The organism is Brevundimonas sp. KM4 (assembly GCF_000964075.1).
Taxonomy (GTDB): Bacteria; Pseudomonadota; Alphaproteobacteria; order Caulobacterales; family Caulobacteraceae; genus Brevundimonas; species Brevundimonas huaxiensis.
Genome location: NZ_JZRG01000004.1, coordinates 56,969 through 72,342 on the forward strand (window position 1 = coordinate 56,969; position 15,374 = coordinate 72,342).

The following is a 15,374-nucleotide window of genomic DNA, read 5'->3' on the forward strand; positions in this document are numbered from 1 at the left end:
GCTCGATCCGACGATGGATCGCCGCCCGATCGATAAGGGCCGGTCTTTCGGCTGCGTCGGTCATGCGAAGCTGTTCCCCCAGAAGCGCGATTTGTGCCCGTCACGCACAGCAATAGCTAGGTTCTGGACTCATAAGCTCTGAGCCAGAGTCGCGTTGATGCGAGGAGGACGGCGGCGAGGAAGTTGCGGGCCAACTTGTCGAAGCGGGTCGCGACGCGTCGGAAGTGCTTGAGGCGACAGAAGAAGCGTTCGACCTGATTGCGCTGCCGGTAGATGGCGGGGTCGATGGAGCGCCTGATCTTTCGACGCGAGCAGCTGGGGATGCTGGGCTGGGCGCCGGATCGGGCGATCAGCTCAAGCACGGCGTTGGAATCGTAGCCCCGGTCGGCGACGACGGTCGTCGGGGCGGGTAGGCCAGCGAGAAGCTCGGGAACCGCGCTCATGTCGGAGGCCTGGCCGGGCGAGAGAAGCAGGCGCACCGGCAGGCCGTCCTGATCGACTACGGCGTGGATATTGGTGCTCAGTCCTCCACGAAAACGGCCGATGGCGGGATCCGGGCCCGCTTTTTTCCACCGGCGGCGTGCTGGTGGGCCCGGATGATGGAGTTGTCGATCATCTGCATCGACTGCGGGGATCGGGCCGCCAGCGTCTCGAAGATCCTCAGCCAGACCCCGGCCTTGGCCCACTGGTTGTAGCGATTGTCGACCGTTGTATACGGCCCGTAGCGCTCCGGCATGTCACGCCATGGCGACCCTGTCCGCAGGACATAGAAGCCGCCGTTCAGCACCCGGCGGTCATCCACCCGGGCCACGCCTCGCGGCTTGTTCGGTAACAACGGCTCGACCAGCCGCCACTTCGCTTCGCTCAGATCGTATCGGGCCATCTCAGGGCTCCTTTCGGAATCCTTGAATCAAGCGTCGCCCTCGGCCGCAAGCTTTATGGGTACAGAACCTAGCTGGGACCGCGCCCCTCCACAACTGAGGTTACGTCAGTCGCCGGTCCCGGCCGATGGTGTCGGAACTGCTGGAGTCACGTCACCCGTTTCATGACTGCTCAGTCACGATAGCCACCAACGATGACTCCGGCATCAAAATGGACCTGATCCAATCGCTGTGGCGTCAACTAGGACGCATCCGTTGGAGGCCGCCCCCACTTGGCGATGGACGGGATGTGGGTTCTAACCTTCACTATTTCAATGCGAAAATCTTCCAGATCGTCTCGGGCTTTAGGTTGCCAGCCTGCCGCCAGCTATCGACTCGAATGACTAACGTGACTCTCGTCAGGCTTTCCGGCCTGCAAGAAACGATCCGCATCGCTCGTCAGTCACGTTTGCGGTGTCTCGAATTCGATGGAAGTGGCCTTGCTTGTCGAAGCCTTCTAGCCCGGACAGGTTGCGTTTCACTGAGCTGAACTTCTGACGTGAGGTGTGCACCTGGAGCTGCGCACCAAGGCTGCGATGATGCGGGCTGGGGGCGGATGTTCAAGATTGCCAAGTCTATAAGCGCTGGCTTTTAGAACGAGATTAGCTTCGCAGATAATTCCTTTACGAAAAACAGATAGTTATGTGTTTTTCTCTGTTGCGGTCTGGGTAGTTTTCACATAGAGAGAGGGCGACGACATCGGAGGGCCATCGGCGCTCCGCCAGAAAATTCTGGTGGAAACGAAGGGCTAATTTGGAAGTCGTTAGATGAAGCGTCCGTCGAAATGTCGTTCCCAAAATTTGGGAACGAGCACTGAGGCCGTTGGCGTCTGTCCTTTCGTGTCACGCAAAATCGAGCTGGTCGGATGCGACGTTGGGGTGAAATTCCTGGACTTGTTCTATGGGAATGGCGCTCCTCAGCACAGCTTGGCCGCCAAAACTTGGAAGCTGCTCTTCCTCAACCTCGTTCGACGCGATGTCGGCGCGTTCGTGGCCGTGTTGGGATGACGACCCGCGTCGCCTTCACTGCAGCGGACATCAAGCGCGCCATGGTCGTGATGGAGAAGTGCGGCCAACAGGTCGCTGCCGTTGACTTCCCCAAGGAGGGTGGCTTTCGCTTGGTGCTGGGAGAGCGATTGGACGTCGATGTTACAGGGAGGGGCAGGCGGAACGAATGGGATGACGTTCTGCCCCAATGACCGATATGGCGACCATAGAACTGGCCTATGTCCAGCGGTTCAAGGACCGCCACGGACGCATCCGCCACTATTACCGGCGCAAGGGTTACGCCACCGTCGGCTTACCGGGCGATCCGGGGTCGGCCGAGTTCATGGCCGCCTACGCCCAGGCCCACGGCCGTGCGCCTAAGGCAGACCCGGCGTCGAAGGTCCAGCCCCGCTCGATCAACCACCTGATGGTCGAATACTATCGCTCGGCCGACTTCCTGGACCTGGAGCCTCAGACCCAGAAGACCTACCGAAACATCCTTGATCGTTTCCGCGCCAAATACGGCGCCCGGTCGGCCGTCTCGATCGAGCCGCAGCATCTGAACGGCATCTTCCACCAGATGGCCGATCGGCCCGGCGCCCAGCGCAATCTGCGCAAGCGTCTGATGAAGGCCTTCGCTGTCGCCGTCGAACTGGGCTGGCGGAAAGACAATCCGGTCCGCGAGACCAAGTCCCGCAAACGCAAGTCCAAGGGTTTCATTCCCTGGTCGGAAGCCGAGATCGAGACGTTCGAAGCGAAGTGGGCGGAGGGCACGCGTGAACGCCTCGCGCTGTACCTCTTGCTTTATACGGGCGTCCGCCGGTCAGACGTCGTCGGCATGGGCCAACAGCACGTCAAGAATGGCCGAATCGCCGTCACTCAGGACAAGACCGACGTCCCGATCTGGATCCCGGTCCACCCGCGCTTGAAAGCCGAGATCGCCCGGCACGGCGCCGGGATGACGTTCATTCTAACGCAGTACGGCAGGCCGTTTTCACCGGCCGGCTTCACCAGCTGGTTCGTGGAACGCGCGACGCTCGCCGGCGTGACGGGCCGCACCCCGCACGGCCTGCGCAAGGCGGCGGGTCGACGGCTGGCCGAAGCTGGCGCAACGACCAAAGAAATCGCCGCCGTCCTGGGCCACACCAGCCTGGACGAGGTGGAGACCTACACGCGTTCTGCGGACCAGGCGAAGCTTGCTGACACGGCGATCGCCAAGCTCGAAAAGGCCGAAAAGAGAACGGCCGGTGTCAAACCCTGAGTGTCAAACCATCTAAACCCTTTGTTTTCATTGTCGAAAACAAAGGGGGTGGTAGGCCCGGAGGGACTCGAACCCCCAACCAGACCGTTATGAGCGGTCGGCTCTAACCATTGAGCTACAGGCCCCCAAGGCGCGTCTCGGCGGTGACGTTCGCCTAGCAGGCGCGGGCGCGGCTTGCCAAGCGGGGGCGGGCAAGAAGGCGATCTTTCGCCGATTTCACGAAGATGAACGGAAACTGCCAGCCAGGTGCGGGCGTTGGTTCAGGCGAAAACGGCCAAGGTCGTTGCAATGGATCGGCGAACGCGCCGGTCCTGGATCGCTTACGGAGAAGACTGCATGACCCGCACCCTGGCCGCCGCCCCCCTGAAGACGGTTTCGCTGAAGACCGTCGCTTTCGGCGGCGCCGTCGCCGCCGCCGCCTTCCTGGCCGCCGCCACGCCCCGCGCCATGGCCCAGACCGCTGAACCCTCGATGGGAGCCATGCACATGATGCAGCCCGCGCCGTCTCTGAACCTGTCGGCCTACGGCGAGGTGAAGGCCGCGCCGGACATGGCCACCATCACCTTCGGCGTCCAGACCGAGGCCGTCACGGCTCAGCAAGCCATGCGCGACAATGCTGCGCAGATGACGCGGGTCGTCGCCGCCCTGCGCCGCGCGGGCGTCGCTGAACGCGACATCCAGACCTCGGGTCTGAATCTGTCGGCGCAATACGACTACGTGCAGAACGAGCCGCCCAAGCTGCGCGGCTATCAGGCGGTCAACCGAGTGACGGTGGTCATCAATGACCTGAGCAAGGTCGGCACGACGGCCGACGCCGTGGTCGCCGCTGGCGTCAACCAGATCGACGGCATCAGCTTCGGCCTGAAGGATCCGACCGCCGCCGAAAACCAGGCGCGCCAGCTGGCCGTGCGCAACCTGCAGGCCAAGGCCCAGCTGTACGCCCAGTCGCTGAACGTCCAGCTGTCGGGCATCCGCAACCTGACCGAGGGCGGCGGCTATACGCCCCAGTCGCCGATGCCGATGTTCGCCGCCCGCGCCGTGTCGATGGATCGGGCCGAAAGCACCCCAGTTTCCGCCGGCGAACTGACCGTGCGGATCGACATCACGGGCGTCTACGACATCGCCCGCTGATCGCATCGGCCGGATAGAGAAAAGGCCCGCCGTCGCCGGCGGGCCTTTTTGCATTCTAAGAGGGGAAGCGCCTCAGCCGGCGGTCTTGATCGCGTTGGCGTCGTCCAGCAGGACCACGTTCGGGTTCCACTGGCGGGCTTCTTCCTGGGGCAGCTGGCCATAGGTGACCACGATCACCTTGTCGTTCTTCTGCACCAGGCGGGCGGCGGCGCCGTTGACGCCGATGACCTTGGAGCCGCGCGGCGCCTCGATCGCATAGGTGGTGAAGCGCGCGCCGTTGGTGATGTTCAGCACATCGACCTGCTCATGTGGATAGATTCCGGCGGCGTCCAGCAGGTCCATGTCGATGGCGATCGATCCCTCGTAATCGAGATCGGCCTGGGTCACCGTGGCGCGGTGCAGCTTGGACTTCATCAGGGTGACCAGCATCGTGCGGTCTCCAGCAAGAAAAACGCGGGGCGCAGGCCCTCGCTCACAGGCGGCTCATATAGGGATTTCCGGCCCCGGCATCAATCCGCACGCTGCGCCGCAGCAATCGGGTGCGGATGCGAACGCCAGGTCGACCGACGGATTGCACGCGTGTCATTTGACGACGGCCCGCGTCCCCCTATGCTGGCGACGCCATTTTCGGCCTGCGAGCGCGCGTTTTCCCTCCGATGAAGCAATTCTTCCTGACGGTCCTTGGTGTCTTCACCGGGCTGATCCTGTTCGTCGTCGTCATTCCCGTGGTGCTGCTGACGGTCGCTGTCGCCTCGTCGTCCAAGCCGACGACGCCGGCGACCACCGTGCTTGAGCTGGACCTGCGCGGCGGCGTCAGCGACCAACCGTCGTCAAATCCGTTCGCGGCCTTCGGCAGTTCCGGCTTGGCCCTGACGGACGTGGTCGACGGCCTGCATCAGGCCCAGAGCGACAGCAGCGTCAAGGCTCTGCTGATCCGCCTGCCGGAAAGCGGCATGACGCCCGCCACCGCCGACGAACTGCGCCAGGCCATCCATCGCTTCCGCAACGCAGGCAAGCCGGTCATCGCCCACAGCCAGGGCTTCGCCCCGTCGGGCGCGGTGATGTCCACCTATATGGTCGGGGCCTCGGCGTCGGAGCTGTGGATGCAGAACACCGCCGGCTTTCAGGCCACGGGCTTCTCGGCCGACAGCCTGTTCCTGGGCCGCGCCTTCCAGAAATACGGCGTCAAACCCGAGTTCGAACAGCGCTACGAATACAAGAACGCCGTCAACGAATACACCCAGAGCGACTACACCGGCCCGCACCGCGAGGCGATGACGGCCTGGATGACGTCGATCTACGACACCGCCCTGGCCAACGCGGCCAAGGACCGCAAGACGACGGCCCCGGCGCTGAAGACGGTGATCGAGGCCGGCCCCTATTCGGCGGAACAGGCGCTCAGCAACCGGCTGATCGACAAGGTGGGTCAGGTCGAAGAGGCCGAGATCGCCATCAAGACCCGCGCCGGCAAGGGCGCCGAGATCGTCGAGTTCGGCAAGTACGCCAGCCAGAAGGGCGAACGCACGGGTTCGGGCAAGAACGCCATCGCCATCGTGGGCGGGGAGGGGGCCATCGTCACCGGGCGCGGCGGCGGCGCCAGCTTCGGCGGCGGCTCGTCCATCCATTCCGATGACACGGCCGAGGCCATCTACGACGCGATCGAGGACAAGAGCGTCAAGGCGATCGTCTTCCGCGTCTCTTCGCCCGGCGGTTCGCCCGAGGCGTCCGAGCAGATCCTGGCCGCCGTGCGCGCGGCGCGGGCGGCGGGCAAGCCGGTGGTGGTGTCCATGGGCGCCTATGCGGCCTCGGGCGGCTACTGGATCAGTTCCGAGGCCGACTGGATCGTGGCGCAGCCCACGACCCTGACCGGCTCGATCGGCGTGTTCGGCGGCAAGTTCGTGCTGGCCGATGCGCTGGGCCGGTTCGGCGTCGACATGCGTGAGCTGACGGTGGGTGGGGAATACGCCGACGCCTTCTCGCCGACGCAGGAATTCACCCCCCAGCAGCGCGCGGCCTTTGCCGGTTCGATGGACCGGATCTACGACGACTTCATCGCCCGCGTAGCGACGGGCCGCAAACTGTCGCCTGACCGGGTGCGCGAAATCGCCAAGGGGCGCGTCTGGACCGGCGCCCAGGCCCTGCCGCTGGGCCTCGTCGACCAGCTGGGCGGCGTGACCGAGGCGGTGAACAAGGCCCGCCAGCTGGCCAAGATTCCCGACAACGAGCCCGTCCGCTTCAAGCATTTCCCCAAGCAGCAATCGCCGTTCGAGGCCCTGTCGGAAATGTTCGGCGTTCAGACCGAGGCCGCCAAGGCCCTGGTCATCCTGGGCGGCGTCATGGCCGATCCCCAGGCCCAGGCCGTGATGCGCCGGATCGACACCGACCGGATGCGCAGCCAGGGCGCGGTGGTTCTGGCCGACCAGCCGATCTTTTGACGGGGGCGGCGCACGCGACCGTGCGTCGCGGTCCATTGACCGCAGGCCCCGATGGACCGACATTGCGTGTCAGGCGTTCCGCGGATCGCCTGAAAGGATGATCCATGTTCCAGCCTGAACGTCTCGCCGCCATCGGCCATGCCGCCCGCCGCCGTCCCAACGGCCTGGTGGCGTCCGTCATGTGGGTCGCCGGCATGATCGCCGCCGTCTGCGCCATGGCGGTCGGCGCCGTCCTCGCCGTCTTCACCGCTGCGGCCGTGGCGGTCATCGCCCTGTTCGCCGGCGTTCTGGTCTTTCTGGTCGGCCTGGTCATGCGCACCCGTCGCAACATCGCGCCGCGTCGCCGCAACAGCGATCCCGACCTGATCGAGGCGCACAAGGTGGATGGCGCCTGGGTCGCCTATGACTGGGAGCGCAACGGCCGCTGAGCCGACGCCGCCCATGACGTCCTACATCGACGCGCCTTCGCCCAATTTCGACGCGCGCCGTGCGCCGCCGGACATGCTGGTGCTGCACTACACCGGCATGCAGACCGGCGAGGCCGCTCTGGCCCGCCTGCGCGACCCCGAGGCCAAGGTCTCGGCCCATTATCTGATCGAGGAAGACGGCCGCGTCTTCCAACTGGTGCCCGAGGAGCGCCGCGCCTGGCACGCCGGTCGCGGCGTCTGGCAGGGCGAGGACGACTGCAACGCCGCCTCCATCGGCATCGAGATCGTCAATCCGGGCCATGAGTTCGGCTACCGCGCCTTCCCCGAAGCCCAGATCGCGGCCGTCATCGCCCTGATTTCCGATATCCGCAGCCGCTGGACCATCGCCGACAACCGCATCATCGCCCATTCCGACCTGGCGCCGGATCGCAAGGAAGATCCGGGCGAGCTTTTCCCCTGGAAGCGTCTGGCCGAGGCCGGGCACGGCCTGTGGTTCGAACCGGCGGCCGAACGCGTGCAGGCCCTGGGCGGCCTGTTGCAGAAGGGCGATCAGGGCATCGGCCCGATGGTGCTCAGCGCCGGGCTGCATCGGCTGGGCTATGGCCTGAAAGCCGGCGGCGACTACGACGCCGCCGTGGAAACCGCCGTGCGCGCCTTCCAGCGTCACTGGCGCCCGGCCCGCGTCGACGGCGTCGCCGACGGCGAAACCCGCGCCCGCTTGGTCGGCCTGCTCCAGCTGGCCAGCGCCGAGAGCGTCACGGGCGTATTGAATTGACGTTCGCGCCGCTAACGCGCATCTAGCGCGCGCCAGACGGCTGGGCGGTCGCGGCGGACTTCGCGTCCGTCGAGGAAAGTCCGGGCTCCACGGTGAAAAGGCGGCGGATAACTTCCGCCCGGGGTGACCCGAGGGATAGCGCCACAGAAAGCAAACCTCCTGCCTTGCGAGGCCGGTAAGGGTGAAAGGGTGGGGTAAGAGCCCACCGCGGACCTGGCAACAGGGACGGCATGGCAAGCCCCGCCTGGAGCAAGACCAAATAGGGACATCGCGCGGGCTCGCTCGCGGGGCTCACCGCCTCAGATGTCCGGGTAGGTCGCGAGAACCGATCAGCAATGGTCGGTCCAGAGGAATGATCGTCGCCGATCCGGGCCTCGGCTTCGGAGCGGAACAAAACCCGGCTTACAGGCCGTCTGGCATTTTTCTTGGCCTACCGCGCTTTGCGCTGCTTGAGGCCGGCTTTTTTCTCCGGGCCTATCGCCCTTCGGCCTGCCTGTGGCCCGTTAGCGGGCTTCCCGCCCGCCCAGCCGGTGATGGCTCGCGTGATGTTTCGGTCCGCGTTGGGATTATCCCCGCATTTCAGCGTTCTGGCGGCGGTCCCGCGTGCTGGCGAGCGTTAACCTATTGTCTGGCAATGGAAGGTTAGAACAGCTCACAGCCTGTGAATACTTCGTTTGTTCCGTGTATGTTCCAGCTGTTCGAGCGTCACACGTCAAAACATGGTTAAATCTTGGCTTCGATCCCATTGAGGCCCATTTCATCCCATGCTATCCCAGCTTCATGATTTGGGGCTGAGAGGCGGGCGCGGCGGGCGTTCGTCAGGGCATCTAGGGACGGGCCGAAGGGCTCGATTGGACAGGGCGTGTTTCTCTCGACCTATGAGAAGCAGCTGGACGGCAAGCGCCGTCTCCTCATCCCCAACGACTTCCGCACGACCGAAAACGGCGCCGCCGGCGGGGTCTTCATCTTCCCTTCGATCGAGGCCGACTGTCTGGAAGCGGGCGGCGACCGCCTGTTCGCCGTCTATGCCGAGATGATCGAAGCCCTGCCGTTCGGCTCCGAGGAGCGTTCGGCGCTGGAGTGGCAGGTGATGGGCGAGCAGGTGCGCCTGGCCTACGATTCCGGCGGTCGAATCACCTTGCCTGAGGCGCTGTGCGCCGAGGCGGGTTTGGGCGACACCGTCGTCATCGTCGGCCTGAACGACCGCTTCCAGATCTGGTCGCGCGAGAAATGGGCGGCCCGCCGCGCCGAACAGCGCGCCCTGGCCAAGGCCGGCATGGCCCAGATCGGCGCCCTGAAGCTGGCGGCCCAGATGAAGCTGGCGGGAGGCGGATCGTGACGGACGCTCCCCCCAGTTCTCCCCATGCCCCCGTCCTGCTGGCCGAGGTGATTGAGGCCCTGGCGCCCGCGCCCGGCGATGTCATGATCGACGCCACCTTCGGCGCCGGCGGCTATACCCGCGCCATCCTGAAGACCGGCGCCCAGGTCGTCGCCCTGGATCGCGACCCGACGGTTCAGCCGCACGCCGACGCCGTCGCCGACGACTTCCCCGGCCAGTTCCAGCTGATCCGCACCCCCTTCTCGGGTCTGGCCCAGGCCTTCGCCGACAGCGGCAAGGCGAAGCTGGACGGCGCGGTCTTCGACATCGGCGTCTCGTCGATGCAGCTGGATCAGGCCGAGCGCGGCTTCTCCTTCATGCGCGACGGTCCGCTGGACATGCGCATGTCCGATGAAGGCGCGACCGCCGCCGACATCGTCAATACCTGGGACCACGGCCCCCTGGCTCACATCTTCAAACTGTATGGCGAAGAGCGCCAGTCGGGCCGCGTCGCCACCGCCATCCTGCGTCGCCGCGCCGAACAGTCGTTCACCCGCACCCTGGATCTGGCCGAGGTGGTCGAAAAGGCCCTGGGCGGCCGTCGCGGCGCGCCCATCCATCCGGCGACGCGGGTCTTCCAGGCCCTGCGCATCGCGGTCAATGACGAACTGGGCGAACTGGAGCGCGGTCTGGAGGCGGCCGAGGCGACGCTCGCCCCCGGTGGCCGCCTCGCCGTCGTCACCTTCCATTCGCTGGAAGACCGCATCGTCAAGGCCTTCCTGACCGAGCGCACCGGCAACAGCCCCGCCGGTTCGCGTCATGCGCCGATGGCCGTCGATCCGCGCAAGCCCAGCTTCACGCTTCAGTTCAAGGGCGCGCGCGAGGCGGGCGACGAAGAGCGTTCCACCAACCCTCGCGCCCGCTCGGCCAAGCTGCGTGCCGCCGTGCGCACCGACGCCCCGGCCTGGGGTCGGATCGATGGGAGAGCGGCGGCATGACCACGGCGCCCTTCTTCACCTATTCCCGCACCGCCCTTCAGCGCCTGTTCGACTGGAAGGTGCGCGGCGTGCGCTGGGTCGAGATCATCGGCGTGGTCCTGGTCGCGATCATGATCGTCTCGGTCTATGCCGCCAAGGCCGCCGCAGCGCGTGAGAGCAGCCGCATCGCCCAGATCGAACAGGACATTCGCGAGAACGGACAGCGCGTCCGCCTGCTGCGCGCCGAGGTCGCCCGTCTGGAACAGCCCGCGCGTCTGGAAAGCCTGTCGCGCCAGATCGGCATGGCGCCCGTCGCCGTCGCCCGTCAGGCCAAGGAAGGTCAGCTGACCGCCCTGAAACCTGTCCCCGCTCAACCCGCCGCATCTGCTCCCGCAGCCGCGCCGGCGCCCGCCGCCGTCGCCGACGACGCGCCCGTCCCAACGCCCTCGCCGGAGCCGGCGCAATGAGCGTTCAGGATCATCGTTATCACCGCCCGGCGCCGGGCGCCGATTTCCAGGAACGGCTGCAAGGCCGCCTGTCGCCCTTCTGGCGCTGGCTGACGGAACTGGTCTGGCGGCTGGAGCACGGCTTCGAGCGCGCCCGCGCCGACGCCCGCCCGGAAGAGGACACCCGCGTCCGCATCTTCCTGATCCTGATCGTCTTTTCCTGCGTCTTCGGCGGCCTGGCCATCGGCGCGTCCTACAAGGCCCTGTTCGCCCCAGCCAACGGTCTGGGACGCGGCGTCAATCCGAACGCCCTGGTGCGCGGCGACCTGACGGATCGCAATGGCGAGCTGCTGGCCACCAACATCGTCCACTACGGCCTCTACATCGACCCGGCCGAGATTTGGGATCGCGACCTGGCCTATCGCCAGATTCGCCGCGCCCTGCCGCGCATCTCGGCCGAACGGCTGAAGAAGGTGCTGGGCGGCGACCGTCGCCTGATCGCCCTGACCGGCCTGACGCCTCAGGAAAAGGCCGCCGTCCACGACCTGGCGCTGGGCGGCGTCACCTTCGAGCCCGAGGATCGTCGCGCCTATCCGCTGGGAACCTCGGCCGTCCATCTGATCGGCGACGCCGACACGGGCGGGCAGGGCGTCTCGGGTGCCGAACTGGCCTTCAACGACGAGATCCGCGCGGCCGGTCAGCGCGGCGAGGCCTTCCCCCTGTCCATCGACCTGCGCGTGCAGGGCGTGCTGGAAAACGAACTCGCCGCCGCCGCGATCAAGAACCAGGCCAAGGGCGCCGTCGGCATCGTCACCGACGTCCAGACCGGCGAGGTGCTGGGCATGGCGTCCTGGCCGACCTTCAACTCGGCCGATCGCGGCGCGGCGCCCGACGGCGCCACGCTGAACCGCGCGGTTTCGGGCCACTACGAGATGGGCTCGGTGTTCAAGACCTTCACCGTCGCCGCCGGCCTCGACACCGGCCGGGCCGACATGAACACCCTGTTCGACGCCTCCCAAGCCTTCCAGATCGGCGATCGCAAGATCAAGGACTTCCACGCCCAGAACCGGGTGATGACGCTGGAAGAGGTCTATCTGCACTCCTCCAACATCGGCACGTCGCAACTGGCGGTGCAGATGGGCCCCAACACCATGCGCGACTATTTCCGCCGCCTGGGCCTGCTGGACGCCGCAAAGATCGAGCTGAAGGAATCGGCCAAGCCCGTCGTGCCGCGTCGCTGGGACAACTCGACCCTGGCGTCGCTGTCCTTCGGCTATGGCATCATGATCACCCCAGCCCAGATGGTTCAGGCCATGGGCGCCCTGACCAATGGCGGTCGGATGATCCCGCTGTCGCTGCGCAAGGGCGGCGCCCGCAACGTCCAGCCGCAGCAGGTCGTCACCGAAGAGACCTCGCGCGCCATTCTCGACCTGCTGCGTCGCAACGTGGTCAAGGGTTCGGGCGGCTTCGCCGACGCGCCGGGCCTGCGGGTCGGCGGCAAGACCGGCTCGGCCAACAAACTGGTCGGCGGTCGCTATGACCCCAGCCACGCCCTGGGCTCCTTCGCGGCGGTCTTCCCCGTCGACGGCCCGCTGAACGGCAAGCGCTACGCCATCCTGATCGTGATGGACGAGCCGGGGACCTATCCCAAGACCGGCGCCTATGTCGCTGCGCCGGCCGTGCACAATATCGCCGACCGCATCGCCGGCTTCCTGGGCGTCGAACGCCGCGACGACCGCTGGCGCACGGCCTCGGGCGAAAAGATCCCGCAGTATCAGGACGTGGCGGGGGACGGGCTTTGAGCGCGCTTCACCTGTCCGACCTGCTGCGCCGCGACGTGTCCTCGGACCCCGTCATCACCGGCGTCACCGCCGATAGCCGCAAGGTCTCGCCCGGCGCCCTGTTCGTCGCCCTGCCGGGCACGGCCGCCGACGGCCGCGCCTTCATCCCCCAGGCCCTGGCGCAAGGCGCGGCTGCGGTTCTGGCGCCGACCGACACGCCGGATGGCGCGGCGCCCGTTCTGATCACCTCGGGCGACGTGCGCCGGGCCTACGCCATCGCCGCGCGCGGCTTCTACGGCGCCCAGCCCAAGACCTGCGTCGCCGTGACCGGCACCAACGGCAAGACGTCGGTCGCCACCTTCTGCCGCCAGATCTGGGCCGGGATCGGCCACAAGTCCGCCAGCATGGGCACGCTGGGCGTGATCGGCCAGAAGGGCCTCAAGACCTACGCCCTGACCGGCCCCGGCCTGACCAGCCCCGACGCCGCCGAGGCGGCGCGCCTGATGGCCGAACTGGCCGCCAAGGACGTGACCCACGTCGCGCTGGAGGCTTCGTCCCACGGCATCGACCAGCGCCGCCTGGACGGGGTCGCCTTGAAGGCCGCCGCCTTCACCAACCTGACCCAGGACCACCTCGATTATCACGGCACCATGGCGGACTATCGCTCCGCCAAGATGCGCCTGTTCGAGACCCTGCTTCCGCGCGGCCGCACCGCCGTGCTGAACGCCGATTCCGACGCCTATTCGGTCTTCGCCTCCGCCTCGATCATGGCGGGTCTGGGCGTCATGGGCGTGGGCGAGCGCGGTCGCGACCTGACCCTGATCGGCCGTCGCGCGACGCCTGAGGGCCAGCGTTTGACCATCGACGTCCGCGGCGACATTCGCGAAATCCTGCTGCCCCTGGCCGGCGCGTTTCAGGCGTCCAACGCCCTGGTGGCGGCCGGTCTGTGCATCGCCGCCGGCGATCCCGCCGACGCCGTCATCGGCGCGCTGGAAGGCCTGACCGGGGCGCAAGGCCGCCTGCAACGCATCGACGGCGGCCAGGAAAGCCGGGGCGAGGTCTATGTCGATTACGCCCACACGCCCGACGGGCTCGAGACGGTTTTGAACGCGCTGCGTCCCCACGCGACCGGCCGCCTGATCGTCGTCTTCGGCGCCGGCGGCGACCGTGATCGCGGCAAACGCCCCCTGATGGGCGAGATCGCCGGGCGTCTGGCCGACATCGCCATCGTCACCGATGACAATCCGCGATCCGAAGACGCCGCCGCCATCCGCGCCCAGGTCCGCGCCGGCTGCCCGGACGGGATCGAGATCGGCGACCGCCGCGCCGCCATTGAGGCCGCCGTCGAAATGATGCGTGACGGGGATGTGGTGGTCATCGCCGGAAAAGGGCATGAACAGGGTCAGATCGTCGCGGGCGTGACCCACCCATTCGACGACGCCACTGTCGCGTCCGAGGCCCTGTCTCTCTATGCCTGAACACTCCGCCCGCCCGCTCTGGTCGGCCGCCGAAGTCGCCGCCGCCACGGGCGGCGTGCTGCAGGGCGACGATCGCCCGATCACGGGCCTGACCTACAACAGCCGCGAGATCGTCCCGGGCGACCTGTTTCTGGCGCTGAAGGGCGAACGTGACGGGCATCAGTTCGCCAGCGGCGCCTTCGCAGCGGGCGCTGCGGCCGCCCTGGTCGAACATCCGGTCGAAGGAGGCCCGTGCGTCGTCGTGCCCGACACCTTGCGCGGCCTCGAAGCCCTGGGCGTCGCCGCCCGCGAGCGCGCGCCCCATGTGAAGCGCGGCGCCGTCACCGGCAGCGTCGGCAAGACCAGCGTCACTCAGGCGATCAAGGCGGGCCTTGATCTGGCGGGTCCGGCGCATGGCTCGATCAAGAGCTACAACAACCACATCGGCGTGCCCCTGACCCTGGCCCGGATGCCGGTCGTGACCCAGCGCGCCGTGTTCGAGATCGGCATGAATGCGCCCGGCGAGATCGCGCCCCTGTCGCGCTTCGTCGCCCCCCACGCCGCCTGCGTCACCACGGTCGGTCCGGTCCATATCGAGGCCTTCGCGGACGGCGAGGCGGGCGTCGCGCGTGAAAAGGCGACCATCTTCCAGGGTCTGGTGCCCGGCGGCGCCGCGGTGGCGAACGGCGACGTCGCCTTTTCGGCCGTTCTGTGCGACGCGGCCAAGGCGGTCGGCGCGCGCCTGCTGACGTTCGGATCCGACGCCGGCCATGACGCCCGCCTGCTGGACTTCCGGCCTGACGCCGAAGGCGCGACGGTCGCCGCCGAACTGTTTGGACGGCGCATGGACTATCGCCTGGCCCAGTCCGGCGCCCATTGGGGCCTGAACAGCCTGTGCGTCCTCTTGATGCTCGACGCCCTGGACGTGACGCTGGAGACGGGCCTGGAGGCGCTCGCGGGGTTCCAGCCTCTGGCTGGACGCGGCCAGACGCGCACGGTCACGACGCCGCACGGCGCCTTCACCCTGATCGACGAGAGCTACAACGCCAATCCGCTGTCCATGGCCGCCGGGTTCAAGACCCTGGGCGCGCGCTCGACCTCGGGCCGCCGCGTGGTGGTGCTGACCGACATGCTGGAGCTGGGCGAGCAGAGCCGCGACCTGCATGAAGGCCTCGCCGGCCCCATCGACGCCGCCGGCCTGGACTTGGTCCACGCCGCCGGGCCCGAGATGCGCTGGCTCTACGACGCGCTTCCGGTCTCGCGACGCGGCGTCTGGCGCGCGACGGCGGCGGAACTGGCGGCCGAGGCGGCGCTTCTGGTCGCGCCCGGCGACGTCGTCATGGTCAAGGGTTCGAACGGCTCCAAGGCCTCGCTGGTGGCCCAAGCCTTGGCGAACCTCAGTCGCGCCGAAGGCGTCCCCTCAAGCAGTGACGCCCCGCGGGCGTCGCGGTAGGGAAGA

Annotated in this window: 14 protein-coding genes, 1 tRNA gene and 1 other RNA gene; 12 read left to right on the forward strand and 4 right to left on the reverse strand. The window is 67.2% G+C overall.

What is annotated here, in order from left to right:
- Nucleotides 1–116: 116 nt before the first annotated feature.
- A protein-coding gene (locus tag VH88_RS15510) for an IS5 family transposase (protein WP_156146721.1) occupies nucleotides 117–883 on the reverse strand; the annotation gives its coding sequence in 2 pieces (ribosomal slippage) (nucleotides 117–571 and nucleotides 571–883; 768 coding nt in all).
- 1,231 nt (nucleotides 884–2,114) lie between these two features.
- Here VH88_RS15510 and VH88_RS01230 point away from each other — a divergent pair.
- The gene (locus VH88_RS01230; protein WP_052689443.1) at nucleotides 2,115–3,167 is read left to right on the forward strand and encodes a tyrosine-type recombinase/integrase; all 1,053 of its coding nucleotides are present in this window, start codon (nucleotides 2,115–2,117) and stop codon (nucleotides 3,165–3,167) included.
- A gap of 49 nt (nucleotides 3,168–3,216) precedes the next feature.
- Here the strand turns inward: VH88_RS01230 and VH88_RS01235 are convergent.
- A tRNA-Ile gene (locus VH88_RS01235) sits at nucleotides 3,217–3,292 on the reverse strand.
- A gap of 211 nt (nucleotides 3,293–3,503) precedes the next feature.
- On the opposite strand from VH88_RS01235, the gene VH88_RS01240 reads away from it, so the two are divergent.
- Nucleotides 3,504–4,298, forward strand: coding sequence for an SIMPL domain-containing protein (locus VH88_RS01240; RefSeq protein ID WP_045809638.1), 795 nt, complete (start codon nucleotides 3,504–3,506; stop codon nucleotides 4,296–4,298).
- A gap of 72 nt (nucleotides 4,299–4,370) precedes the next feature.
- Here the strand turns inward: VH88_RS01240 and panD are convergent, their stop codons facing one another.
- Complete coding sequence (panD, locus tag VH88_RS01245; protein WP_039246844.1) at nucleotides 4,371–4,727, reverse strand: aspartate 1-decarboxylase; 357 nt, start codon at nucleotides 4,725–4,727, stop codon at nucleotides 4,371–4,373.
- A gap of 227 nt (nucleotides 4,728–4,954) precedes the next feature.
- Between panD and sppA the strand changes: the two genes are divergently transcribed.
- From sppA to rnpB, 4 genes are all read left to right on the forward strand, one after another.
- Nucleotides 4,955–6,733, forward strand: a complete 1,779-nt coding sequence (gene sppA / locus VH88_RS01250; RefSeq protein ID WP_045809639.1) for a signal peptide peptidase SppA — start codon at nucleotides 4,955–4,957, stop codon at nucleotides 6,731–6,733.
- Between the two features lie 104 nt (nucleotides 6,734–6,837).
- Nucleotides 6,838–7,161, forward strand: coding sequence for a hypothetical protein (locus VH88_RS01255; RefSeq protein ID WP_045809640.1), 324 nt, complete (start codon nucleotides 6,838–6,840; stop codon nucleotides 7,159–7,161).
- A 13-nt stretch (nucleotides 7,162–7,174) separates the two neighbouring features.
- On the forward strand, nucleotides 7,175–7,936 hold the full coding sequence (locus VH88_RS01260; protein ID WP_045809641.1) for an N-acetylmuramoyl-L-alanine amidase: 762 nt from the start codon (nucleotides 7,175–7,177) through the stop codon (nucleotides 7,934–7,936).
- Nucleotides 7,937–7,968: 32 nt separating this feature from the next.
- An RNA gene (rnpB, locus tag VH88_RS15325) (RNase P RNA component class A) lies at nucleotides 7,969–8,357 on the forward strand.
- A 602-nt stretch (nucleotides 8,358–8,959) separates the two neighbouring features.
- Here the strand turns inward: rnpB and VH88_RS16660 are convergent.
- Nucleotides 8,960–9,028, reverse strand: coding sequence for a hypothetical protein (locus VH88_RS16660; RefSeq protein ID WP_350224835.1), 69 nt, complete (start codon nucleotides 9,026–9,028; stop codon nucleotides 8,960–8,962).
- Here VH88_RS16660 and VH88_RS16665 point away from each other — a divergent pair.
- The 6 genes from VH88_RS16665 to murF are packed head-to-tail and all read left to right on the forward strand — an operon-like array spanning nucleotide 9,027 to nucleotide 15,368.
- On the forward strand, nucleotides 9,027–9,275 hold the full coding sequence (locus VH88_RS16665; protein ID WP_350224834.1) for a division/cell wall cluster transcriptional repressor MraZ: 249 nt from the start codon (nucleotides 9,027–9,029) through the stop codon (nucleotides 9,273–9,275). The two genes, VH88_RS16660 and VH88_RS16665, sit on opposite strands and share 2 nt — an antisense overlap.
- The gene (rsmH, locus tag VH88_RS01270) at nucleotides 9,272–10,252 is read left to right on the forward strand and encodes a 16S rRNA (cytosine(1402)-N(4))-methyltransferase RsmH (RefSeq protein WP_045809642.1); all 981 of its coding nucleotides are present in this window, start codon (nucleotides 9,272–9,274) and stop codon (nucleotides 10,250–10,252) included. Before VH88_RS16665 ends, rsmH begins: the two co-directional genes overlap by 4 nt.
- Nucleotides 10,249–10,698, forward strand: coding sequence for a cell division protein (locus VH88_RS01275; RefSeq protein WP_045809643.1), 450 nt, complete (start codon nucleotides 10,249–10,251; stop codon nucleotides 10,696–10,698). The genes rsmH and VH88_RS01275 overlap by 4 nt, the downstream gene beginning before the upstream one ends.
- A complete protein-coding gene (locus tag VH88_RS01280) occupies nucleotides 10,695–12,479 on the forward strand; it encodes a penicillin-binding protein 2 (protein WP_017504535.1) in 1,785 nt (594 codons plus the stop codon). Before VH88_RS01275 ends, VH88_RS01280 begins: the two co-directional genes overlap by 4 nt.
- Nucleotides 12,476–13,936, forward strand: a complete 1,461-nt coding sequence (locus VH88_RS01285) for a UDP-N-acetylmuramoyl-L-alanyl-D-glutamate--2,6-diaminopimelate ligase (RefSeq protein ID WP_045809644.1) — start codon at nucleotides 12,476–12,478, stop codon at nucleotides 13,934–13,936. Before VH88_RS01280 ends, VH88_RS01285 begins: the two co-directional genes overlap by 4 nt.
- Nucleotides 13,929–15,368 carry a UDP-N-acetylmuramoyl-tripeptide--D-alanyl-D-alanine ligase gene (gene murF, locus VH88_RS01290; protein ID WP_045809645.1) on the forward strand — a complete coding sequence of 480 codons (1,440 nt, stop codon included), beginning with the start codon at nucleotides 13,929–13,931 and terminating at the stop codon, nucleotides 15,366–15,368. Before VH88_RS01285 ends, murF begins: the two co-directional genes overlap by 8 nt.
- Nucleotides 15,369–15,374 lie beyond the last annotated feature (6 nt).

What these genes read in the sequence shown, in the direction of transcription:
- VH88_RS01260 (WP_045809641.1), top strand. Translation starts at nt 7,175, where the DNA reads ATGACGTCCTACATCGACGCGCCTTCGCCCAATTTCGACGCGCGCCGT.
- VH88_RS01240 (WP_045809638.1), top strand. Translation starts at nt 3,504, where the DNA reads ATGACCCGCACCCTGGCCGCCGCCCCCCTGAAGACGGTTTCGCTGAAG.
- VH88_RS01280 (WP_017504535.1), top strand. Translation starts at nt 10,695, where the DNA reads ATGAGCGTTCAGGATCATCGTTATCACCGCCCGGCGCCGGGCGCCGAT.
- VH88_RS01275 (WP_045809643.1), top strand. Translation starts at nt 10,249, where the DNA reads ATGACCACGGCGCCCTTCTTCACCTATTCCCGCACCGCCCTTCAGCGC.
- VH88_RS01230 (WP_052689443.1), top strand. Translation starts at nt 2,115, where the DNA reads ATGACCGATATGGCGACCATAGAACTGGCCTATGTCCAGCGGTTCAAG.
- VH88_RS16665 (WP_350224834.1), top strand. Translation starts at nt 9,027, where the DNA reads ATGGGCGAGCAGGTGCGCCTGGCCTACGATTCCGGCGGTCGAATCACC.
- murF (WP_045809645.1), top strand. Translation starts at nt 13,929, where the DNA reads ATGCCTGAACACTCCGCCCGCCCGCTCTGGTCGGCCGCCGAAGTCGCC.
- VH88_RS01255 (WP_045809640.1), top strand. Translation starts at nt 6,838, where the DNA reads ATGTTCCAGCCTGAACGTCTCGCCGCCATCGGCCATGCCGCCCGCCGC.
- panD (WP_039246844.1), bottom strand. Translation starts at nt 4,727, where the DNA reads ATGCTGGTCACCCTGATGAAGTCCAAGCTGCACCGCGCCACGGTGACC.
- sppA (WP_045809639.1), top strand. Translation starts at nt 4,955, where the DNA reads ATGAAGCAATTCTTCCTGACGGTCCTTGGTGTCTTCACCGGGCTGATC.